The 22,578-nt window shown below is 67.0% G+C and carries 12 protein-coding genes and 1 tRNA gene; 6 read left to right on the top strand and 7 right to left on the bottom strand.

Features of this window, described 5'->3' with window-relative positions; all coding sequences use genetic code 11:
* Window positions 1-161: 161 nt before the first annotated feature.
* On the top strand, window positions 162-1,592 hold the full coding sequence (gene hemG, locus Spa11_RS06435; RefSeq protein ID WP_197529788.1) for a protoporphyrinogen oxidase: 1,431 nt from the start codon (window positions 162-164) through the stop codon (window positions 1,590-1,592).
* Between the two features lie 98 nt (window positions 1,593-1,690).
* Here hemG and Spa11_RS06430 read toward each other — a convergent pair whose 3' ends face one another.
* The 3 genes from Spa11_RS06430 to typA form a co-directional block, all read right to left on the bottom strand.
* Window positions 1,691-3,334 (bottom strand): nucleoporin, encoded by a 1,644-nt coding sequence (locus Spa11_RS06430; protein ID WP_197529787.1) that lies wholly within the window; start codon window positions 3,332-3,334, stop codon window positions 1,691-1,693.
* A 179-nt stretch (window positions 3,335-3,513) separates the two neighbouring features.
* Window positions 3,514-4,332 carry a hypothetical protein gene (locus tag Spa11_RS06425; protein ID WP_145109581.1) on the bottom strand — a complete coding sequence of 273 codons (819 nt, stop codon included), beginning with the start codon at window positions 4,330-4,332 and terminating at the stop codon, window positions 3,514-3,516.
* A gap of 495 nt (window positions 4,333-4,827) precedes the next feature.
* The gene (gene typA / locus Spa11_RS06420) at window positions 4,828-6,714 is read right to left on the bottom strand and encodes a translational GTPase TypA (protein ID WP_145109578.1); all 1,887 of its coding nucleotides are present in this window, start codon (window positions 6,712-6,714) and stop codon (window positions 4,828-4,830) included.
* Window positions 6,715-7,215: 501 nt separating this feature from the next.
* Between typA and Spa11_RS06415 the strand changes: the two genes are divergently transcribed.
* Entirely contained in the window at window positions 7,216-9,120 is a 1,905-nt protein-coding gene (locus Spa11_RS06415; protein WP_231933169.1) for a response regulator, read from the top strand.
* Window positions 9,121-9,213: 93 nt separating this feature from the next.
* Window positions 9,214-10,338, top strand: coding sequence for a metallophosphoesterase (locus Spa11_RS06410; protein ID WP_145109572.1), 1,125 nt, complete (start codon window positions 9,214-9,216; stop codon window positions 10,336-10,338).
* Between the two features lie 70 nt (window positions 10,339-10,408).
* Here the strand turns inward: Spa11_RS06410 and Spa11_RS06405 are convergent, their stop codons facing one another.
* The 4 genes from Spa11_RS06405 to Spa11_RS06390 all read right to left on the bottom strand — a co-directional run bounded on the left by Spa11_RS06405 (window position 10,409) and on the right by Spa11_RS06390 (window position 14,085).
* Window positions 10,409-11,254, bottom strand: a complete 846-nt coding sequence (locus Spa11_RS06405) for a fumarylacetoacetate hydrolase family protein (protein ID WP_145109569.1) — start codon at window positions 11,252-11,254, stop codon at window positions 10,409-10,411.
* Window positions 11,255-11,846: 592 nt separating this feature from the next.
* Window positions 11,847-11,930, bottom strand: a tRNA-Leu gene (locus tag Spa11_RS06400).
* Between the two features lie 251 nt (window positions 11,931-12,181).
* The gene (locus tag Spa11_RS06395; protein ID WP_145109565.1) at window positions 12,182-12,514 is read right to left on the bottom strand and encodes a rhodanese-like domain-containing protein; all 333 of its coding nucleotides are present in this window, start codon (window positions 12,512-12,514) and stop codon (window positions 12,182-12,184) included.
* A 299-nt stretch (window positions 12,515-12,813) separates the two neighbouring features.
* Entirely contained in the window at window positions 12,814-14,085 is a 1,272-nt protein-coding gene (locus tag Spa11_RS06390) for a DUF1559 family PulG-like putative transporter (protein ID WP_145109560.1), read from the bottom strand.
* 474 nt (window positions 14,086-14,559) lie between these two features.
* Here Spa11_RS06390 and Spa11_RS06385 point away from each other — a divergent pair, with 474 nt between their 5' ends.
* The 3 genes from Spa11_RS06385 (at window position 14,560) to Spa11_RS06375 (ending at window position 22,523) form a co-directional block, all read left to right on the top strand.
* Window positions 14,560-17,679 (top strand): PD-(D/E)XK nuclease family protein, encoded by a 3,120-nt coding sequence (locus Spa11_RS06385; RefSeq protein WP_145109557.1) that lies wholly within the window; start codon window positions 14,560-14,562, stop codon window positions 17,677-17,679.
* Complete coding sequence (locus Spa11_RS06380) at window positions 17,676-21,179, top strand: UvrD-helicase domain-containing protein (protein ID WP_197529786.1); 3,504 nt, start codon at window positions 17,676-17,678, stop codon at window positions 21,177-21,179. Before Spa11_RS06385 ends, Spa11_RS06380 begins: the two co-directional genes overlap by 4 nt.
* 126 nt (window positions 21,180-21,305) lie before the next feature.
* A complete protein-coding gene (locus tag Spa11_RS06375; protein ID WP_145109552.1) occupies window positions 21,306-22,523 on the top strand; it encodes a CCA tRNA nucleotidyltransferase in 1,218 nt (405 codons plus the stop codon).
* The last annotated feature ends 55 nt before the right edge of the window (window positions 22,524-22,578 follow it).

Raw genomic sequence — 22,578 nt, 5'->3', positions numbered from 1 at the left:
ATAGCGCCGCGGTCCCTTCACGCGGAATGACCAATGATCAAGCCCCAATGACCAATGGTAGAGGAGCGGTAGCTCCAATATTGGTCATTGGGGCTTGGTCATTCGATCGAAAGCGATGGGCCTACCAAATACAAACCACGCCAACCGCGCCACCAACTTCTGTGCCCCCCACGACCCAATCACCGCCACGCGTCGCCGTCCTCGGCGGCGGCATCACGGGGCTCGCCGCTGCGTTGCGGCTCGAAGAAGCCGGCGCTGACTGGACGCTCTTCGAAGCGGCCCCGCGCCTGGGCGGCGTCATCCAAACGGTCGAACGTGACGGCTACCGCATCGAGCGCAGCGCCGACAACTTCCTGACGCGCGAGCCCTGGGCGACCGACCTCTGCCGCCGCGTCGGCATCGAGTCCGAGCTGCTGCCCACCGATCCCGCCCGACGCCGGGCGCTCGTCGTCAACCGCGGGCGCATCCGCCGCGTGCCCGAGGGCTTTGTCCTCATGGCGCCGCAGAAGGCTTGGCCAATCCTGACGTCGCCGATCCTCAGCCTCGCCGGCAAGGCCCGGCTGATGGTCGAGCCGTTCATCGCCACACGGCGCGACGTCGCCGACGAGAGCATTGCGGCGTTTTCACGAAGACGATTGGGTCGGGAGGCCTTCGAACGACTCGTGCAGCCGCTCGTGGCCGGCATCTACACGGCCGACCCTGAACGCCTCAGCATGGCGGCGACGATGCCGCAGTTCGTCGAGCAAGAGCAGCGTCACGGCAGTCTCGCTAAAGCGGCGCTGCGACGCGAGACGCCAAGCGAACGCGGCGAGAGCGGCGCGCGCTACGGCCTGTTCATGGCGCCACGCAACGGCATGCAGCAACTCATCGACGCCGTCACTGCACGACTCCCTTCCGAGCGTGTCCGCACCGGCTACGCCATCGAACGCGTCGAGCGAGCGGGCGACGCCTGGCGGCTCTTCGGAGCCGCGGACGAAGCGCTCGGCGAGTTCGATGAGTTCCTCATCACACTCCCCGCGCCCGCCGCGGCGAAGCTGCTGCGACCGGTTGACGAGACGCTCGGCGCCGCGCTCGCTGAGATCGAGTACGCCGGCTGCTCGGTCGTCGGCATGGGCGTCGCCGAGGAACAGATCACCCGGCCGATCGACGGCTTCGGCTTCGTCGTGCCGACGGTCGAAGGACGGCGCGTCATCGCCGCCAGTTTCACCAGCTACAAGTTCCCCGGCCGCGCGCCCAAGGGAAAGGCCATCGTCCGCGTCTTCATCGGCGGAGCGCTCCAGCCGCACCTCGCCGACTTCGACGACGCGGAACTCGTCACGATCGCCTGCGAAGAACTCGCCGACCTCGTCGGACTCCGCGGCGAGCCCGAGTTCACCACCGTCGCCCGCTGGCCGCAGCGGATGCCGCAGTACCACGTCGGCCACCTCGACCGTGTCGCGGCGATCGAGCAAGCGGCCCAGCGCGTCGGCGTCGAGCTAGCCGGCGCCGCCTATCGCGGCGTGGGCATCCCGCAGTGCGTGCGCTCGGGAGAGCAAGCGGCGGAACGCGTTATCGCACGGATAACAGCAAGCAAGACATCCCATCACGATTGACGGCGAGCCGGCGACGTGAGTCGTCGGTGGGCGCCGGGCGCCAACTTCACACCGACGACTCACGTCGCCGGCTCGCCGCAACTCGATGCTTCAAGCCCTTACAGCTGCGCCGTGCGGAGCAGTGTGTTCGCGTCCTTCGACTTCGCTTGCTTCGGCGAGTCGCTCGAAGGCTTGCCGCCGCGGGCGATCGTAAGCTCGCGGACTTGGTCTTGCGCCAGGGCCTGACGGCTGACGAACTCCAGGTCCACTTGGCTCAGACGCGACAGCGGCACCGAGGCGACGCCGCCCCCTTGCTTGGCGAGACGGATGGCGTTGCCGTCGATCGCGATCAGGCGGCCGACGGTGGAGAAGCGGCCCGAGTTATCGACCCAAGTGCGGTCTTTCGCGCTATCGACGCCGCCCGGCTCGCGGAGAACCGCGCCGAGGCCGCCGAACAGGTCGTCTTCAACCTCCTCATCAGCAGGAGCCGCATCCACAGCGGGCGTCTCATCGGCGGGCGCCGCTTCTTCCTCTTCTTCTTCACCGAAGCCGCCGAACAAGTCGTCCTCGGCGTCCTCCGCGGGAGCTTCGTCGGCAGCGGGCTCTTCGCCAAACAGATCGTCTTCAGCAGGCTCGTCCGCCATCGGCTCTTCGCCGAACAAGTCATCGCCGGCAGGCTCGTCAGCAGCCGGCTCATCCGCCGGGGTGCCGAACAAGTCGTCGAGCGACTCTTCCGTTGCGGGCTCGTCGGCCATCGGCTCCTCGCCGAAGAGGTCTTCAGCCGGCTCGTCGGCAGCGGGTTCTTCGCCGAACAAGTCGTTGGCCGGTTCTTCAGCGGCGGGGTCTTCACCGAACAGGTCGTCGGCGGGCTCCTCGACGGCAGGCTCGTCGACCATCGGCTCTTCGCCAAACAGGTCGTCGGCAGGGGCTTCTTGGGCGGCGGGCTCTTCGGCCGGCTCGCCGAACAAATCATCCGCGGGCGCTTCATTAGCGGGTTCTTCCGCAGGCGCGCCGAACAGGTCGTCGGCAGGCTCCTCAACCGCGGGCTCTTCTTCGATAATTTCTGCGGGACGGTCGAACAGTTCGTTTTCCGGCTGCTCCGTCGCCGGCTCCTCGGCCATCGGCTCGTCACCGAACAAATCGTCGGCGGGCTCTTCGACAGCGGGTTCTTCCGCCGGCGCGCCGAACAGGTCGTCCGCGGGCTCGGTTACCTCGGGCTCGGTCATCTCGGGTTGGGCCGCCGGCTCTTCGACCACGGGGGTCGGGTCGTTGAAAAGGTCTACGGCGGGCTCCTCGGCGGGGACCGGCTCCTCGAAGACGGGTTCTTCGGCGACCGGTTCCTCGGCAGCCGCGGGCTCTTCGACGCCGGTGCTCCAGTCTTCGCTGGGCGGTTCGTTCGGGATCGGCGCCGGGGCGGGTGTGTCGCTGCGGAAACCGCCGCTGAACGGTTGCGGCGCCGGTTGTTCTTCGGGCTCGGCGAGTGCTGGGGTCGGTTCTCCGTGAACCGTTGTCGGGGCCGACCCGATCACCTCGCCGCCGCAGCCACAATCGCCATTCGGGGCGAAGCTCGACGAGACTGCCGTCTCGCAGGGCATCGGCTCACAGCACGACTCGTCGACCGGCGCGACGAAACACGGGTCGCAGAAGGCCCCAACCGGAGGAGTCCAGCAGGACCGCAACCAGCGGCCGGCGGCGGCCGTGTTCAGAGCCAGGAGGACGGCGAGCGTGGCCGAGAGAAAGCGGAAGGCGGCGGTCTTCTTCATCGTTCGATCGGTTAGTGGCGCCGGGCGGGCGCGGCTATTTAACCCCAGGCGTCCGGGAGGTCTGGGGCGGATAGGCGGGAGCATGCATCCTAGCTGGGGGGACGCCCGCCAGCAACAAATGCTTGGCTTGCAACTCCGGCGCCGCGGGTGCCCACGCTCGGTGGGCCGCTAGGCGGGGCCTAGAACCCCAGCGGCGGAAACTCCGCGAAATACTTCGAAGTCAGGTACGCCGAGGTCTCGTGCGACTTCCGACGGACCAGCTCGGTACGCTTCTGCAGCTCGGCCTCGGTCTGGGCCCAGACGTCGGCGGCCGAGACGCTGCGGTTGCCGACCGGCTGGCGGGTCTTCAGCTCCTGGGCCGTCTTGAGCTGCTCGGCGCTTTGGGCGAACCACTCAGAGACACGGACGCCGGTGGCGACCGCCTCAGGATCGACCCCGTCGATATCGAGCAGGTTGGTCGCTTCGTGACCATACTCCAGCGACCGCCGGCGGACCGCTAGGGCCCGGGACTGCTGCTCGGTCCCCGCGTACGAGGCGACGACGTTCTGCAACGCGGACACCTCGAAGACGATCCGCGTCAGACCCTGCCAGTAGGCCTGAGTCCGATCACGCATCGCGACGTCGCTTTCGGTCAGCGACGATGATTTCTCCGATTCGGCGGCGCCTGGTTCTCCGGACGACAACCGGGCGACCTCGAACTGCAACTCCTTGAGCTTCGCAGTGAGGCGGGCCTGCTCGACGGCGCGGACTTCGGCCGGGTCGGGGCAGTCGCCATTGGGGCAGTCGGGGTTCGGCGGGCGCCAATCGGGCGGCAACTTCTCGAGCAGCTGCGACTCGTCGAGCGCCTGGTAGGCGGCGCCGTTGAGGTCGACGTTGTAGTACTGCGCGCCGATCCACACGCCGCCCACCACAGCGATCAGGCAGGTGATGATCTCAAAACGCGACAGCCCCGTGCGACGATTGCGGTCGGCGGAGCGATAAGTACGGCTGGCTTGCATGGTCGAGCGCCCTTCAGGCGAAATGCCGCGCGCAGCCATCGCGGCCGCAGCGCTTCCGCGAAAGGCTAGCTCATGCACCGGCGCGCCGAAGCCAGGCACACCGAGAGCCACGGTTATGCCGCTTGGGGCAGTTAGAGCGGCGTGCCCGATCCTGCCGGAAGGGCCCGAGCCGAAGAGCTTGCGAACGATCGGTACGGGTCTGAGCCGGGGGCGCGAGCCCTCGGTGGGAAACCTGGTACCCACTTCCCACCGAGGGCTCGCGCCCCCGGCTCAGACGGGTACCGATGGAGGGTGGTGGATGGTGGGCCACCTGGCGGCGCCGTGAACATGCGTCTAGAGCCGCATAGAGGGCCCTTAGGCGCGTTGTTGCGCTCCGCTTAGGGTTTACCCAGGCCCCCCGCTCCCGATGCGTTAAATGACCTCCTAGAGCCTCCTAAGCGAGGCTAGGAAAACCGCCCAAACGGGGGGTCTCGCTAACGAGAGGAATCGCGTCCCCTACACCAGCGACGCGCTCGCAGACCGGCGGCTTTCGCGGCGGCGGTCGGCCTCCTTAAGCATCACCTTCCGCATCCGGATGCTCGTCGGGGTGATTTCGACCAACTCGTCGTCGTCGATGTACTCCAGGCAAGCCTCGAGCGACATGTCGCGCGGCGGGCGGACCTGGGCGTTGTCGTCCTTGCCGGAGGCCCGCATGTTGGTGAGCTTCTTGGCCTTCACGACGTTCACGACGATGTCGTCCGACTTGCAGTTCTCGCCGACGATCTGGCCCTCGTAGACCTGATCGCCCGGGCGAACGAAGAAGACGCCGCGGTCGTCGAGGGCGTCCATCGAGTAAGCGGTCGCTTGCCCCGCTTCGCTGGCGAGCATCACGCCGTTGGAACGCAGGTTCACGGCGCCACGCGGGGGCTCGTAGCCGAGGACCGTGTGGTGGACGATGGCGTTGCCCTGTGTCGCCGCCAACAGGCGCGACCGCAGGCCGATCAGCGACCGCGACGGGATCGAGAACTCCAGGTGAGTGTACGAGCTGGTCGAGGACTTCTTGCCCATCTTGAGCACCTGCGCCCGGCGGTCGCCCACCAGCGACATCACCGCATTCTCGAACTCTTCCGGCACGTCGATCACCAGCAGCTCGACCGGCTCGAGCTTCTTGCCGTCTTCGTACTTGGTCACTACCTGCGGCTTGCCGACGCAGAGCTCGAAGCCTTCGCGACGGAGGTTTTCGATCAGGATGCCCAGGTGCATCAGGCCACGGCCGGCGACGCGGTACTGCTCCATCGTGTCACCGGGTTCGACGCGGAGAGCGACATCGCTGCGCAGTTCGCGCTCGAGTCGCTCGCCGATCTTGCGGCTGGTGACGTGGTCCCCTTCGCGACCGGCGAAGGGCCCGTCGTTGACGCGGAACAGCATGTGGAGAGTCGGCTCGTCGATCTTCACCGCATAAGCGGGCCGGGGCGATTCGGCGGCGGCAATCGTGTAGCCCATGCCGATCGGGTCGAGCCCGACCACCGCACAGAGGTCGCCGCACTCGACGCGGTCGGTCTTGATCTTGCCGAGCCCGTCGAACGTGAAGAGTTGGGCGATCTCTTGCTTGGTGATCCCGCCGTCGCGGTCGATCACGGCCACACGTTGCCGGTCGGACACAGCGCCGGCGATGACGCGGCCCACGGCGATGCGGCCGACATAGTCGGAGTAATCGATCGTTGTGACGAGCATCTGCGTCGGCTCGTCCGGCTCGCCGTGCGGCGGCGGCACCTCTTCGATGATCTTCTCGAGGATCACCCGCATGTCGGCGGGGCGTCCTTCAGGCGTCAGCGAGGCAAACCCTTGCTTGCCCGACGCGTAGACGACGGGGAAGTCGAGCATATGGTCGTCGGCGCCGAGGTCGATCAAGAGGTCGAAGACCTCCGTCACGACCTCGTCGGGGCGTGAGTCGGGACGGTCGATCTTGTTGATCACGACGATCGGCTTGAGCCCCTGGGCGAGCGCCTTCTGGAGCACGAACCGCGTCTGCGGCATCGGGCCCTCGAAGGCGTCCACCAGCAGCAGGCACCCGTCGGCCATCGTGAGGACGCGCTCGACCTCACCGCCGAAGTCGGCGTGGCCCGGCGTGTCGATCAGGTTGATGCGGTAGCGGTCGCCGGCAAGCGACTCGTATCCAATCGCACAGTTCTTGCTGAAGATGGTGATGCCCCGCTCGCGCTCCAAGTCGTTGGAGTCGAACACCAGCCCGTGCTGCCCGCCGGCGAGCTTGTCGAGCTCGGCCTCGCGGTACTGGCCCGATTGGTAGAGCAGTTGGTCAACGAGCGTTGTCTTGCCGTGGTCAACGTGGGCAATGATCGCGACGTTACGCAGGGCGGCCTGGCCGCGGAGGGGGTGGGACATCGGGAGGGGGGCGGGGGGTGGGGTAGGCTCTCTTCTGCGCAGCCATTTCGCGGCGTCACGACCTAAACGGGGTCCGGCCGCAGATCGCAGCTCGATAGTCTACGGGCAAACCGCGCCGGCGTCTGCGCGGGCGCGACCGTTAATGCCGGCGTTATGCGTCGCTCGAGGCCCGCAAGCCTTGCGCAATCGTCGAAGAGCCCTGGATCGCCAAACCCTTTGGCTCCGATGTTTCGTAATGAACCCGTGTGGTTGTGTTGTTCCCATTGCGTAAGGTTCGTATACTTCCAATGTGGGGCAATTCGCAGCGCCGCTGGCGCTTGCGGATTCCCACGAGCGTCCCGCCGGAGGTAGCCCAACCTCACAGGTCGGCCGTCAGCAGACGTTTGCAGCCCGGAATTGCGGGCTGAAGGCGGCTTGTCAGCGGCTCGCCAAGGGGAAACTGGCAACCTCCCCATGCCCACCGAGAAATCGGCCCCACCCCAACTATCGAGCAGGCGCCGCGTGTCCAACCCTGGCACGACTACCCGCGCCGAGTCGCAAGCACTTGGCTGCGGATCGACCGAGACCCTCCAAGACGCCCCGACGGGCGCAGGCACAGAGTCCGCCCCGAAGTCCGACTCCGCCACGAAAGCAGAGCCCACCTCGTCGGCCGACGCCCTCCACAAGATCCTCTGCCTGTGCGACGAGCGGAACACGTCCGCCGCTCTCGCCGAGCAACTCGGCCCGGGCTTCGACGTCACCCCCGTGCGATCGCTGGCGCGCGCCGCCAGCCGGCTCGCCACAGGCGAGTACGACGGCATCTACGCCGACGCCGAGGGCTTCCGCCGTGACTCGCACGTCACCCAGCTGATCCACAACATCCAGATCCTCCGCGGCATGCCCGACGGCGTCGTGCTGCTCGACCGCGACAACCGCATCGTCTGGGGCAACGGCCGGCTCAGCGAGTGGATGCGCCGCGACGAGGTCATCGGCGAGAGCTTCTACCCCGTGCTCGGCGCGCCGGAGATCCTCGGCCCCGAACTGACGCCCTTCGACACCGCGTTCAGCGGCGGTCGACAAGTGTCGTCGATGCTCCGCTGCGACGACGGCCGCTTCTTCCGCGTCAACGCGGCGCCGGTCGAACACTTCAAGGGAGATGCCCCCGACTACTTGATCGTCACCATCCGTGACGTCACGGCCGAGCAGCTCGAGAAGCAGAAGCTCGCCGCGATCCATCAGGCGGGAATCGAATTGGCCGACCTCACTCCCGAGGAGGTCGCCGAGATGGAGTACGACGAGCGGATCGAACTGCTCAAGTCGAACATCCTTCACTGCACCCAAGACGTCCTGCAGTACGACGTCGTCGAGGTCCGCACGCTCGACGAAGAGACCAGCGAGTTGCTGCCGCTCTTGGCGTTTGGCATCAAGCCCGAGGCCGAGCAACGCCCCCTCCGCAGCGAGCCCACCGGCAACGGCGTCACGGGCTTCGTCGCCGCGACCGGCAAGAGCTACCTCTGCGAGGACACGGGCGAAGACCCGCTCTACATCGAGGGCGCCCAAGGCGCCAGAAGTTCGCTCACCGTGCCGCTGCTGCTGCACGACCGGGTGATCGGCACGTTCAACGTCGAATCGCCCGAACCCGGCGCGTTCACCGAGAGCGACCGCCAGTTCTTGGAGATCTTCGCCCGCGACGTGGCGGCGGCACTCAACACGATGGAGCTGCTCGCCGCCGAGAAGGCGACCGCCGCCTTCGCCAGCGTCGAGGCGATCCACTCCGCGGTGGCGATGCCGGTTGACGACATCCTCAACGACGCCGTCAACGTCATGGAGCGCTACATCGGGCACGACCCCGACGTCGTCGAGCGGCTCCAGAAGATCCTCCGCAACGCCCGCGACATCAAGCAGGTTATCCAAGAGGTCGGCCGCTCGATGGCGCCCGCCGAGGCCCGCCCGGCCAGCGTGCGGGTTGAGGAGCGTCCGCTGCTCGAAGGCGCCCGTGTCCTCGTGGCCGACGCCGACGAGACCGTCCGCTCCGCCGCCCACGACCTGCTGGAACGCTACGGCTGTGTCGTCGAGACCGCCCACAGCGGCCGCGAAGCGATGTGGATGGCCCGCCACGCCTGTAAGGAAACGGGCTGTAAGCTCTACGACGCGATCCTCAGCGACATCCGCCTGCCCGATTGCAGCGGCTACGAGTTCCTGATGCAGCTCAAGGAACTACAAGAAACCCCCCCGCTGATCCTGATGACGGGCTTCGGTTACGACCCGGGCCACGTGATCGTCAAAGCCCGGCAGGCGGGGCTCAAGGCGGTCCTCTTCAAGCCCTTCCGGCTGGACCAACTGCTCGAAACCGTCGAGCGGGCCATTTCCGACCAGAGGGCGGGCGCGAATCAGCAGCCCGGTGGCGTTTCGGCGCCGACAGCGTAGTCTATAGTTCGCTCGCCGCTTGGCGTAATCTATGATTCGCTAGCCGCTTGGCAGACGCCCGACGCGCGGCGTTTGAACCCTCGCAACCGGCAAATGCAGACGGCTTTCTGGCTCGCGGCGCTGCTCGGCCACGGCGCCCTCTGGGTCGAAGCCGTCAACCGCCTCCACGGACTGGGCTGGAATCGCAAGCTCATCGACCGCCTGACGCTCGTCTGCGGCGTCGCCTGCGCCGGCATCCCAATCGCCGCCGCGATCTTGCTGTTGAGAACATCTCCCTCTCAGCCGGCGCCGGCAGGCCTGGAAGCCTACGCCTGGTTCTCCATCGCGGTCCTCGCTGTGGTCATCCTCACCCGCATCGGTCTCCACTGGGACCCCCAACGCGACCGCCAGACCACTAAGACCGACGTCGCGACCGTCAACATCCACCAGTCGCACGGGGCCGCCGCCATGCGCGACGCGACGCTCCACCGACTGGCGTCGCTCCCCGGCAACACGCTGCTGCAACCGCAGCTCGAATCACTGACCGTCCCGCTCGAGCGACTGCCGCCGGCGCTCGAGGGACTCAAAGTCGCCCACCTCACCGACCTGCACATGTCGGGACGGATCACGAAGCCCTACTTCGTCGATCTGCTCCAGAAGGTCAACGACTGGCGCCCCGACATTGTCTGCGTCACCGGCGACATCGTCGAGCACGCGCCGCAGATCGATTGGATCGACGACACGCTCGGCAAGCTAACGCCGGCGCTCGGCTCCTTCTTCATCCTTGGCAACCACGACAAGAAGATCGACCACGACGCCGTCCGGCGGCGGCTGGTCGAGCAAGGCCTTATCGATGTCGGCGACTCGCCCGCGACCGTTGAACGACACGGCGTGGCCCTCACGCTCTGCGGCGACGAGCGGCCCTGGTTCGCCAGCGAGCCCTCACTCACCGGCGACGAGCCGCTGGTAATCTGCCTCGCGCACACGCCCGACCGCTTCGGCTGGGCCGTGCGGCAGGGCGTCGATCTTGTGCTTGCAGGACACAACCACGGCGGGCAGGTCTGCTTGCCCCCCTTCGGCGCCCTGCTCTGCCCCAGCGTCCACGGCGTCCGCTACGCCGCCGGCACCTTCCGCCGAGGTCGCACCGTGATGCACGTCGGCCGCGGCAGCGGCTCGCTCTTCCCGCTCCGCTACGCGTGCCCCCCCGAGGTGGCGTTGGTGACGCTCGTGGTCAAATGAGCCGTCGGCGCTAGCCGCGGGTTGAGCAACAAGTGGCGCTACCCGCGGCTAGCGCCGACGGCTCACCTTGTCACTCGTCCTTCAAAGTCCACTCCGTCAACTCCTCCGCCTCTTCCTCAACAACCGGATTGGTCAGCTTCCCAATCCCCTCGATCTCAACGGTCACCTCGTCGCCGGGCTCGAGCCACCGCGGCGGCGTGCGCGCGAAGCCGACGCCCTCGGGCGTCCCCGAGAGGATCACCGTCCCGGGCGCCAGGGTCACGCTCGCGCTGAGGAACTCGATCAGCTTCGGCACGCTAAAGATCATGTCGCTGGTGCGCGAGTCTTGCAGCAACTCGCCGCCAATGGTCGTCGTCACGCGCAGGTCGCCGGCGTCGCGGAGTTCGTCCGTCGTCACCAACGCGGGCCCGAGCGGCGCGAACGTGTCGAACGTCTTGCCGCGGCACCACTGCCCGCCGCCGCCATTGCGCTGCCAGTCGCGCGCGGACACGTCGTTTCCGCAGGTGTAGCCGAGGACATACTCCAGCGCGTCGGCGCGTGAGACGTTCTTGCACGGCTTGCCAATCACGATGGCGAGCTCCGCCTCGTAATCGACGCGCGTGCTCCTAAGCCGCCGCGGCAGCACGATCGGCCCACCCGGATGCTGCACGGCCGAAGGCGTCTTCATGAACAACACCGGCCGCTCCGGCGCCGGGCGGCCCCCTTCGGCCGCGTGGGCGGCGTAGTTCAGGCCGATACAAAGGATCGCCGCCGGCTGGAGGGGCGCTAGGAGCTGAGGCGCCTTCACAACCTCCTCGGTGTCGGTCAGCCCGCCGTCGAACGGGTCGCCATGCGCGAAATGGACCTCACCGCTAGGGAGTTGCACGCCCCACGCCGGAGCCTTGGTTTCGTTACAGAGGAAGCGAACGATCCGCATGATGGCGCCTCGTTAACGTTGGGGGTTGTGAGACCGCCAATTGTATTCACGAAGCGGCAAAGAGATACGCGCGATCGCGCCAGCGCCCCCTCTAGCCGTGCCCGTCAGGAAGGGGAGCTTTGAAAAAGGAGATCAGGGAGATGGCGGCGATAGGGGGATCGCAAGCGGTTGGTGGAGTCTTTCTTTGGACCAAGCGCTGAGGCATGGTGGGCGTCTCATCTCCAAATCGGACCAAGGTGCACTCAACGCGAAGATTGGTTACGTCCCCCAAGGTTGGTTGCTCCGACCGCTTGCGATCCCCCCTATCGCCGACATACCACTATCTCCTTCTTGAGAACTCCGCTTCCCAACGGGCGCGGCTCAAAAGAGCCATCGAGAGATGCTGCCCATCGCGAGGAGGTCTCGGCGATCGCCAAACCGAGACCGCGAAGTAACTCGCGTAGCGAGATCCTGGCGTCAGCCAAGTCGGGCAAGCTAGAAAGGCTGCCCAGCACGGCAAGGTCTTGGCAACGGCCAAGCCGAGACGGCGGAGACCTTGCGCGGCGAGGTCTTGGCAGAGCCAAGCCGAGACCGCTCAAAGAGAAAGAGTAAGTACCGCCGAGAGGAGTCGAACCTCCACGCCCTTGCGGGCACATGGACCTGAACCATGCGCGTCTGCCAATTCCGCCACGGCGGCGTGTGGAATCATCCGCGTCTTTCAACGCGAGCAGCGTATCGTGCCAACCTTTCGCCCGCCCCGCAAGGGGCCTTTTCCAGCCGTCCCTTGTTGAGCCGCGCCCGTTTGGAAGCGGAGTTTATGGCGGTCAGCGGTCAGCTTTCAGCGATCAGCACTTAGGGACGGCTCCGCCGTCTTCAAGAAGCTGATCGCTGAAAGCTGACCGCTAAAAGCTGACCGCCGTTCCCCCATCCCCCTTCCTAGCCGGGACTTCAGTAGCGCGGCAACGAGGGGTCGATCTCGACGGCCCAGGCTTCGACGCCGCCGGCGAGGCTCTGGGCGGTGGGGACGCCGTTGGCTCGTAGCCACGCGGCCGTTTGGGCGCTGCGCATGCCGTGGTGGCAGTAGACGACGACCGGCTCGTCGAGCGTCGCCAGCTCCGCGGCGTGCGCCGGGATCGTCGCCATCGGCAGCAGCCTGGCGCCGGGCAGACGGACGATCTCGTGCTCGAACGGCTCGCGGCAATCGATCAGCGTGACCGCCTCGCCGCCGTCGAGCCGCGACTTGAGCTCGGCGCAGGAGACTTCGAGGGGGACATCAGACACTCAAGTCTCCATGGCAGTTGAAATAAGCGAAGCGCGCTCAAGCTCTCTCCCTTTGTAGGGAGAGGCGATGGGAGGGTGAAACGCCTCCAGCGGAAAACGGCTAGTGTACCGCAGTGACGCTCCAGAACAGCTGAGCCGTCGGCGCTAGCCGCGGGTGAACGTGGGTACCCGGTTTCACCCGCGGCTAGCGCCGACGGCTCATTTCATAAAAATCCCAATAGAAAAACCGCCGCGGCGACTTGCGGTCACCGCGGCGGTCGATCGTTCAAAGCATTCCGCCGAGCAGAAGCCAGCTGAAATTACAGCGAGCTGGGCTCGTTGCCGGCGGCCGTGATCGTGTGGAGGTAAACGTCTGCCTCCACGTCGTCACGGATCGGGCTCGAGTGGCCATCACCGAAGGCGTGCAACGTCACACCCGGGTGGTTTGAACTCGGCCCCCACTTACGCTCCTTGCTCGTATTATGCGGAAACTGATTGGCCTTCGTGTACCAGATGGTGTCCTGGTTAACGTTACCCGAAGTTCCAGTCTTGTTGGTGCCTTGATTCAGCGCAATGCCCTTCACACCAGCAAGCGTCCAGGTGCCCACGGGCCCCTTCGCGGTGCCGTTCGCGCCTAGGTCTCCAGCCACTGCTGCCCGAGGGGCAACCGGAGTAGCGGGGCGATTCGGCCAAACTCCAACGACATACGAGGCATAGGCGCTGTACCAGCCAGAGTAATGCTGCTCACGCGACTCGGCGAACATCGCTGTCTTCGAAGTTCCATCACGTAGGGCTGCCATGTTGCGACCCTTGCGATTGATCCTACCAGAGACGAACCCCGGGAAGGGCAGAGCGCCGTTGCCGCAAAAGGCACCGCTCTGACAGTCAGCGGGCTTCGCGGGATTCGCTGCCGGCGCCGAAGTAGCGAGAGGACCGCGCCCCTGCCCAGCAGCTGCGTAATGGGTTGCCGGCAAGCAGACGTAATTGCCAGAAGCAAGTTCGCCGGTTGCAGCAAGGCCGCCGACATCGTCACCGTCATAGCTCGGGCACTTTGCCTCTTCGAGCTGAACCTCCCAAAAGAAGGGATTCGTCTTAGGTTGTCGGGCTTGGGTGCCACCAACCAACGTGTAGCCCGGCGCTATATTCGTCGCAGTGACGAAAGCGTCGCCCTTCATGTTGTTCGAGGCGTCCGAGATCTTGTCGGAGAGTGTGTTGCCTTCGATGAACGGTAGGATTTGCACGATCCAGCTGAAGCCGTCAGTTGGAGTCGCATCTCGTTGGGCCGTGCCGTTCGCGAGAGTGGGATCGCTACTTGGGTGAGCTGTCCCCGACAACATAGTGCCTGCCGTTCCAGCCGAGCCCGTAAACGCCGGCGCCGAGCCCGCGAACGGGAAGTACAGCTTCGTGTCGTGGTGATTCTGCAGCGCCAGGCCGAGCTGCTTGATGTTGTTCAAGCAGCTGTTGCGGCGGGCCGCTTCACGGGCGGCCTGAACCGCCGGCAAGAGCAGCGCCACCAGGATGCCGATGATGGCGATCACCACCAGCAGCTCCACCAGGGTAAAACCCCGTGGCATTCGTGGGTTGGTCCTCATGGGAACCTCCTTCAAAAGAAAACGTCGAAGAAAAAGAAAAACAGGAATAAGATCTCCGCCCGATCGGACGGTAGAACCCTCTCTTATCGGCTCGGCTGCGAACCAACGCCCGCGAAAACTCCGCCAATCGGCGGCGTCGTGCCTCCGGTGGCGTTGGGACTCGCGATGCTCGTTGCAGAAGAGCCAGCAATCCAGCAGAAACGGACCATGGGCCCGTGACACTGTTCCGTGTCAGCAGTAAACCACTACGCGTCGGTGCTGTCAATGAAATAGGCAGCTGGTAAACAGGGGGGCCAATCGGGGGGGTGCGACTAGCGTCGCTCAGCGGTGTAATGGCAAACTTAGTTCACAAACGTCCATTATAACCCCACCCCCAGGCGATTTCACCTCGTTTTGGCCACTATTCCCCCCAATCCGCGAGCCCTCACCTGCCGTCTGATAGCGGGGTCCCCCCAGGCCCGGCGGCGGAGCTTGGTGGAGGCGGTTGCGGGCGCCCCCGACCGGACGGCGCCTCTCTGGTGGATCGCCGCCTCGCCGGCCGCCGCGGCAACCATCCGGCGGGACTCGATCGCGGCCGGCGGCGGGGGCTGGCTGGCCGTCTCGGTACTCACGCTCCGGCAGGCCGCCGACCGGCTCACCAGGCTCACACCGAGGCTCACCCTGAGCCCGGCGGCCCATCAGGCCCTGGTGGCCGAGATCGCCTCCACAGCGAAGCACAAGCAAGCCCTGGGGCCCCTGGAGCCGTTGATCGACTCGCCGGGGCTGGTGACGTTCCTCAGCTCGCGGTTCCGCGACTTGCGTCGCAAGGGCCTCGGCCCCCAGGAGGCCAGCGGCGCTCTCCGCAAGAGCGACGGTGAAGAGGCCGGCGGCGTCCTGGCCCGGCTCTACCGCGACTACACGGCCGCCCTGGACCGCGACAACCTCGCCGATGACGAAGAGGCGATCCTCGTCGCGACGCAGCAGGCGGACCGCACGAACACGCCCCGCCGGCTGGTGATCGACCTGCCGCTGGCGCTGACGCCGATCGAGGAGGGGCTCATCGCCGCGATCCTGGCCAACGTCGACGAAGCGACCATCGCGATCGCCGGCCCCGACGAAGACGACCCCGCAGAGTCACAACTCCCCGCGGCGAAGCGGCTGCGCGAACGCTGGGAGAAGCTGCTCCCGGCGATTGAGTTGCATCAGGCGGTTGAGGCCGACCCCATACCGCCCGGGCTCGCCCACGTGCGGCGCCACCTGTTCGATGACAACGCCCCCCAACTTCCCACTTCCGTCGGCGTCGCCATCGTCTCCGGCGGCAGCGCCCACGACACGGCCCGCCGCGTCGCCCGACGCGTCAAGCTGCTGCTCACCAGCGGCGTACGGCCGAGCGACATCGTCCTCGCCGCGCCATCGATCGACGCGGCCGCGCCGCGTTACGTCGAGGCGCTGCGTGAGTACGGTGTGCCGGTCGCGGTCGACGCCTCGCCACGACTCGAGACCGCCGGCGTCATCAGCGCCATCCGCGCGGTGCTCGACTTGGTCGAGAGCAACTGGCGATACGACGCGTTGCTGGCCGTCCTGTCACGCAGCGACTTCACCAAGCTTGCGGATCGCGGCGCCGCCGAATGGTTCGTGCGAGAGCAACAAATCCCTTCGGGCGGTCCGTACTTGCTGCAGCAAGCCCGACATCTCGCCGAACTCGACACCACCAACGCTAGCCTGCGTTTGATAGAGTCCGTCAGGAAAGCAAAGCTGGCGTTGGGAGTTCTCGAAACGATCGAAGCGGCCTGCGACAAGCTGGCCGGCGACGCCACGCCGCTCGCCTGGCTCGACGCGATCGACGCGGCGCTGCGGGCGCTGGGCCACGCGGGCATCGGCGCGTCGGCGAACCCCGACGACCGCCGCGCGGGGGACGTGCTCGAAGAGGCCGCCGCGGCGATCGAGTCGCTCGCCCACTGGCGCCAGCGCGAGCCCCGCAAGCTTCAACGCCGTGAATGGAACGCGCTGGTGCGCGCATGGGCGGGACGTTTGCGACTCCCGACGCAAGGCGCCGCCGAGGGCCGCGTTCGATTGGTGGGCACAACGACCGCGATCGGCCTGCCGTGCGCGCACCTCCTCGTCGTCGAAGCGGGCGAGAGCGCCTTCGCATCGCCCGACGCCGAGGGCGCCGACGAGGCGATGCTGCACTTTTACGAGTTGTGCGCGACGCCGTCGCAGAGCCTCACGTTCGCCTACCCCGCGCTCGACAGCGCGGCCCAACCGTTGATGGCGTCGCCGTACGTGACCGACGTCGAACGGCTCTTTGAACCGAACGCGTTGCGAGCCGGCCAGCGTCCGCTGCTCACCGCCATCGACCACGAAGCGGCGCCCGCCTCGCTGCGTGAGCTGCGTATCCAAGCGGCGCTGCAAGCGGTCGAGGGGGACACCAAGAGCCTAGCGGCGTACGGCGCGGTGCGGGGCCCTGCCCTGCTCGACGGCTTGCGATCGGTCGACGCCCGCGCGCGCGGCGACGACTTCGGGCCGTGGGAGGGCGTCTTCGCCAGCGATGCCGCGGCGTTGCAACTGGCCGACCGCTTCGGCCCCGGACACCCGTGGAGCGCGAGCCGTCTCGAGCTGATGGCGACGTGCCCGTTCAAGTTCTTCGCCCGGCACGTGCTCAACATGGAGCCGGTGGGCGAGTTGGCATTGGGCGTCGACTACCGCCGCCGCGGCATGGTGATGCACGACGCCCTCGCCGAGTGCCTCACCGAGCTCGTCAAAGAACTCGCCGACGGCCAGTCGCTGCGATCGATCCCCGCCGAGGCGCTCACGGCGAAGCTCGTCCAGCGCATCGAGGCCCAAGTCACCAGTGGCAAGCTCCCCGCACACGAGGCCGCGCTCGCACGCATCGAGGCCCGGCAGGCCACGACTTGGGCGCAGAGCTACGCGCAGCAACAGGCGAAGTACGAAACCGACAAGCGCTGGAGCGAGGCCGGCGTCGCTTTGAAGCCGGCGCTGCTGGAAGTTCGCTTTGGCAAGAGCAGCGGCGACGATGGGGTCGAGGACGAACATAGCGTTAACGACCTGTTTGAGTTCAAGCTTCCCGGCGGCGAAGTGCTGCTCATCTCGGGCCGCATCGACCGCATCGACACGGCCAAGTTCGGCGACTACGTGCTGTTCACCGTCGTTGATTACAAGACCTCCAAGTCCTACTCGGTGAAGGTCGAGAACATCAACTCGGGCAAGCAACTGCAGCCCGTGCTCTATGCCCTCGCCGCGCAGAAGCTGTTGCTGGGCGAGAAGTCGATCCCCGTCGGCGCCGGCTACTGGGCCCTGCAATCGCGGGGCTTCGTCGCGCCGCCCGCGAATCAGCTGCCGCTCGTGGTGTTCGAGGACGGCGAGGCGCGGGCGTCGGACGAGTGGCTCGGCACGGTCGAGACGGTGCGGGCTAGATGCGAGACGCTCGTCCGCGACGTCCGCGACGGAAAGTTCCCGATGAACAACGACGACGAGCACTGCGGACGCAGCTGCGAGTTCCGCACGATCTGCCGCGTCGCGCAAGCGCGGTCCGTTGGCAAGGTCGTCACCGTCAGCGACGAAGCCAACGCGGACAACGTGGAGGCCGCCGGATGACCCGCCCCACCAGCAACGAGCCCACCTACACCGAAGAACAGTCGAAGGCCCTCTCGGCGGGCACGGGCTCGATCGCCATCGACGCCGGCGCCGGCTGCGGCAAGACGTTCGTGCTCACCGAGCGATTCCTTTCGCACCTCGACCCCGAGAACGAGGCGACCGTCACAGCGTCGTTCGACGAGCTTGTCGCGATCACGTTCACCGACGCTGCCGCGCGCGAGATGCGTAACCGCATCCGGGAGAAGTGCCGCGAACGGCTCTTGAACGCGAAGGGGGATCGCGTCGGCTTTTGGCGCACCATGCTGCGTTCGCTCGATGCGGCGCGAGTCTCGACGATCCACTCGTTCGCCAGCGGCCTGATCCGTGACCACGCCATTGAGCTGGGCATCGACCCGGCCTTCTCGGTGCTCGACCCGGCCGAGGCGGCGGTGCTGAAGTCGGCCGCGATCGACGACGCCCTGCGGCAACAGCTCGCCCCCCGCGACGGCCAGGCGGCCGACGACCTGATCGCCACCGCGGCGGAGTTCGACCTCGGCGGTCTGCGGGACCGCATCCACCTGCTCGTCAAGGACGCCACTTCGCCCGACTTCCGGCGCTGGCTCCGCGCGAAGCCCGACGACCTCGTGACGGCGTGGCGGGCGTTCTACGTCGAGCACGTCGCCCCGCGTTACGCACAAGAGTTCTTGCAGAGCCCGCTCGTCACGGAGCTGCTCGAACTGATCACAACCGCAACGCCCGTCAAAGAGGGCTTCATCGACTGGATCATCGACTTCGGCGCCGCGATCCGCGCGATCCCCGACGCGAAAGACCAAGACGACGCCCTGCGGGCGCTGCGGCGGATGCTCGACTTCCGCGTCGCCGGGCGCGGCGACTTGTGTGGCGTCAAAGATTGGCCCGACAAAGAATCGAAGGCGCGGTTCACCGCCCTGCTCAAAGCGATGCGGGACGTGCTCGACAAGCAGCGTCGCGCCGGCGACCCCGAGTCGATGCGCCGCGCCGCCGAATTGGGCATCCAACTTCAACACCTCGCCGCCGACGCCGCCAAGCACTACCGCAACGCGAAGCGCGAGCGCGGCGTCCTGGACAACGACGACCTCTTGGTCGAAGCCCACCGGTTGCTGACGGACAAGGCGCTCGAAGACGCCCGCCGCCGCATCGCGGGGCGCGTACGGGTCTTGCTTGTTGACGAGTTCCAAGACACCGACCCGCTGCAAGCCGAGCTGGTTCAAGCGATCCTCGGCGACGGCAGCGACGGTGGTGAGGAAGACCGAACGCTGTTCTTCGTCGGCGACTTCAAGCAATCGATCTACCGCTTCCGCGGCGCGGCGCCGGAGGTCTTTGAGCAGATGCAAGCGGCGACGCCCCCCGGCGGGCGGCTGACGCTCTCCAAGAACTTCCGCAGCCAGCCGGCGGTGCTCGACTTCGTCAACACGATGTTCGCGCCGATCTTCGGCGAGAAGTACCTGCCGCTGCGGTCGAGCCGCCCACAGGTCGGCCCACGGCCCGCGGTCGAGATGCTGTGGACGCCGCCCGAAGAAGACCAGAGCGTCCCTGCGCAACGCACCGCCGAAGCCGCGACGATCGCCGCCCGTATCCGGCAGTTGATCGACGACAAGGCGCCGCTCATCTACGACAAAGAGAGCGACGCCGCCCGTCCCGCCACGCCCGGCGACTTCGCGATCCTGTTCCGCGCGCTCAGCGACGTGGCCGCGTACGAGCAAGCGTTGCGCGAGGCGGGGTTGCCCTACTACCTTGTCGGCGGGCACGCCTTCTACGCACAACAAGAGGTCTACGACGTCCTCAACCTTCTGCGGGCGGTGCTCAGCGAATGTGATGAGATCGCGCTGGCTGGCGTGCTGCGGAGCCCGCTGTTTGGCCTCACCGACGAGACGCTCTTCTGGCTCGCTCGCAGCGGCGGTCTCTCGGGAGGGCTCTTCCAGTCGAAGCTGCCGCGCGAGCTGCTGGATGACGACGCTCGCAAAGCGGCGCAGGCCCGCGACGTGCTCACCGCGCTGCGCCGCGACAAGGACCGCCTCGGCGCCGCCGAACTGTTGCGCCGAGCGTTCGACGCCACGGGATACGACGCGACGCTCGTCGCCGAGTTTCTCGGCGAGCGCAAGCTGGCGAACCTTGAAAAGCTCCACGAGCAGGCGCGCGAAGCGGACGCGTCGGGCTCGGGCCTGCGGGGTTTCGCCGCGCGGCTGACAGAGTTCATCCACTCGCCCCCGAAGGAAGCGCTCGCCGCCACGACCGAGGGGGACGCCGACGTCGTGCGGCTGATGACGGTGCACGCCTCAAAGGGCCTGGAGTTCCCGATCGTCGTGCTCCCCGACCTCAACCGCAAGACGCGTGGCGACACCACGACGGCGGTCTTCGATCGGCGGCTCGGCCCGCTGGTCAAGCCGACGCTGCGTCCCGAGGACGACGACAAGAAGGGCCCGCCGATCGGCCTGGACTTCTGGAAGGCCGCCGAGAAGCCGCTCGACGACGAAGAACGCGACCGGCTGTTCTATGTCGCCTGCACCCGGGCGGCCGACCGGCTCATCTTGTCGAGCTCCTACGGCGCCGCGGTGACGAAGCTCGAAGGCCCCTGGATAGTGCGGCTCAACGAGCGGTTCGACTTGGCGACAGGCCAGCTGCTCGATGACGACCGCGCCGAGCGCTTCGTCGAGGTCGTTCCGCTCCCACCGCCCGCTTCGGACGCCGGTGAAGCGAAACGGCGAACGCTACACGAAGCGATCGAAGCCATCGACGCCGGCAAGGTGAAAGCCGCCGCCGCGCCGCAAGCCGTCGCGCCGATCACCGTATCGCCCGACGAGATCGTGACGTTCAGCGTCTCACGGATCGGCGGCGAGTTGCGGCGTGACGCGGCGCCATCGACCGAAGAGGCCGACGGCGCGAGCAAGGGCGTCGATCCCCGGCGGCTCGGCACGTTGGTCCATGCGATCATCGAGCGGCTCGACCCCACGGCGAGCAACTGGGACAACGCGATCAACTCGTGGGCCGACGCCCAGGCGCTGCAAGAGCTACGCCGCGACATCGCCAAGGGCGCCGCGGAAGCGAAGCGGCTCGTGAAGCGGTTCGTCACAACGCCCGAATGGGCCGCGATGTGTGCGGCGCCGCGACTTGAGCGCGAGGCGGAGTTCCTCTTGCCGTGGCCGATGCCGGACGGATCGCCACCGGCGGCCATCCGTGGTTATCTCGACGCGCTGTACCAAGACGCCAGCGGCGGCTGGCATTTGGTCGATTACAAAACGAACGCCACCGCCGCGGCCGGTGTCCCCATCCTGGCGGAGCACTACGCGCTGCAGATGGCGGTCTACGCCCATGCGATCGAGGCGGCCACGGGCCAGCGGCCCGCATCGCTGACGCTGGTTTTCCTCGCAGCGGGCGTGTCGCACGCCGTCCCCTGGGACGACAAGGCGCACGCTGAATCGGCGCTGGCAATCACCGAAGCGATCGCCAACGCCCGACAATCGACCGCAGAAGCGGAGCAGTGAAGCCGGCCGCATTTTCTGTCTTGTGGGAGGCGTCTCCAGACGCCGATTACGGTCTCCTGGCGGAATACGATATGGTGCGCGTCATCGGCGTCTGGAGACGCCTCCCACAGCTCTGCAATTCACGCTATGTCCCACGCCGATCCTAACCGCGAGTTCGCCGTCGAGGTCGTGCGTCAATTGCGCGACGCGGGGCACGAGGCGCTTTGGGCGGGCGGGTGCGTGCGCGATCAGCTGCTCGGCAAGACACCCAAAGACCACGACGTCGCTACGGACGCGACGCCCGACCGCGTGCGCGAGCTGTTCGGCAAGCGCCGCACGATCGCCGTCGGCGCCGCCTTCGGCGTGATCACCGTGCTGGGGCCGAAAGGCGTCGATCCTATCGAGGTCGCCACGTTCCGCACCGACCTCGGCTACAGCGACGGCCGCCGGCCCGACGCGGTCCACTTCACGAGCGCCGAAGAAGACGCCAAGCGGCGGGACTTCACGATCAACGGTCTCTTCTTCGATCCAGTGGAAGGGCGTGTCATTGACTACGTCGGCGGGCAGCAAGACATCGCCGGGATGGTCGTCCGCGCGATCGGTATGCCCGATGAACGCTTCGGCGAAGACCGGCTGCGGATGCTCCGCGCGGTGCGGTTCGCGGCGTCGCTACGTTTCACCCTCGAGGAGGCGACCGCCGACGCCATCCGTGCGCACGCCGACGCGATTCGTACGATTAGCGCCGAACGCATCGGCGTCGAAGTGCGCCGGATGCTCACCGAGACCGACCCGCCGCGCGCGCTGCGGCTCTTGAAGGAGACGGGGCTGTTGCCTTTTGTGCTCGAGCCGCTTGCGAACGACGAAGCGTTGTTCGATGCGGCGACGCTACGACTAGAGCGGTTGTTCCATCGCTCGGCTCCACTGGCGCTCGCGGCAGCAATTTGCGAAGCCGCTAAGCCGCAGGCGGCAGCCGCGGTCGCCCGAGGCCTACGCTGGACCAACAAGGAGGCCGACCTCGTGGCGTGGCTGGTGAATCATCAGCGCGGCCTCGACGACGCGGACACCAAGCCTTGGTCTGTCGTTCAGCCGCTGCTCGCCGCAGAAGGGGGCGCCGAGCTAATCGCCCTGCGTCACGCCTTCGGCTGCGACGACGCAGCGCAGCGGTTTTGCGAAGAACGCCTCGCTTGGCCACGAGAACAACTCGACCCGCCGCCGCTGATCGACGGCGCCGACCTCATCGCCGCCGGCCGCCGCCCAGGCCCCGGCTTCGGCGACTTACTGTCGCAGGCGCGGGCGGCACAACTCGATGGGCAGATCGCGAGCAAAGCCGAAGCGCTGCGGCTGCTCGGACTCAAGGGTCCGTAAGACGGCGAGCCGGCGACGTTAGTCGTCGGTGGGAAGCGGGCGCCCACGTCACTCC

It is taken from the genome of Botrimarina mediterranea (assembly GCF_007753265.1).
GTDB lineage: Bacteria > Planctomycetota > Planctomycetia > Pirellulales > Lacipirellulaceae > Botrimarina > Botrimarina mediterranea.
The sequence above is the reverse complement of the archived record's forward strand: the minus strand, read 5'-3'. Positions and strand labels throughout refer to the sequence as shown.

Bases quoted from the DNA above. Each gene is read 5' to 3' on its own strand.
- Spa11_RS06425 (WP_145109581.1), bottom strand. From the start codon at position 4,332: ATGCAAGCCAGCCGTACTTATCGCTCCGCCGACCGCAATCGTCGCACG.
- Spa11_RS06375 (WP_145109552.1), top strand. From the start codon at position 21,306: ATGTCCCACGCCGATCCTAACCGCGAGTTCGCCGTCGAGGTCGTGCGT.
- Spa11_RS06410 (WP_145109572.1), top strand. From the start codon at position 9,214: ATGCAGACGGCTTTCTGGCTCGCGGCGCTGCTCGGCCACGGCGCCCTC.
- Spa11_RS06405 (WP_145109569.1), bottom strand. From the start codon at position 11,254: ATGCGGATCGTTCGCTTCCTCTGTAACGAAACCAAGGCTCCGGCGTGG.
- Spa11_RS06430 (WP_197529787.1), bottom strand. From the start codon at position 3,334: ATGAAGAAGACCGCCGCCTTCCGCTTTCTCTCGGCCACGCTCGCCGTC.
- typA (WP_145109578.1), bottom strand. From the start codon at position 6,714: ATGTCCCACCCCCTCCGCGGCCAGGCCGCCCTGCGTAACGTCGCGATC.
- Spa11_RS06380 (WP_197529786.1), top strand. From the start codon at position 17,676: ATGACCCGCCCCACCAGCAACGAGCCCACCTACACCGAAGAACAGTCG.
- Spa11_RS06390 (WP_145109560.1), bottom strand. From the start codon at position 14,085: ATGAGGACCAACCCACGAATGCCACGGGGTTTTACCCTGGTGGAGCTG.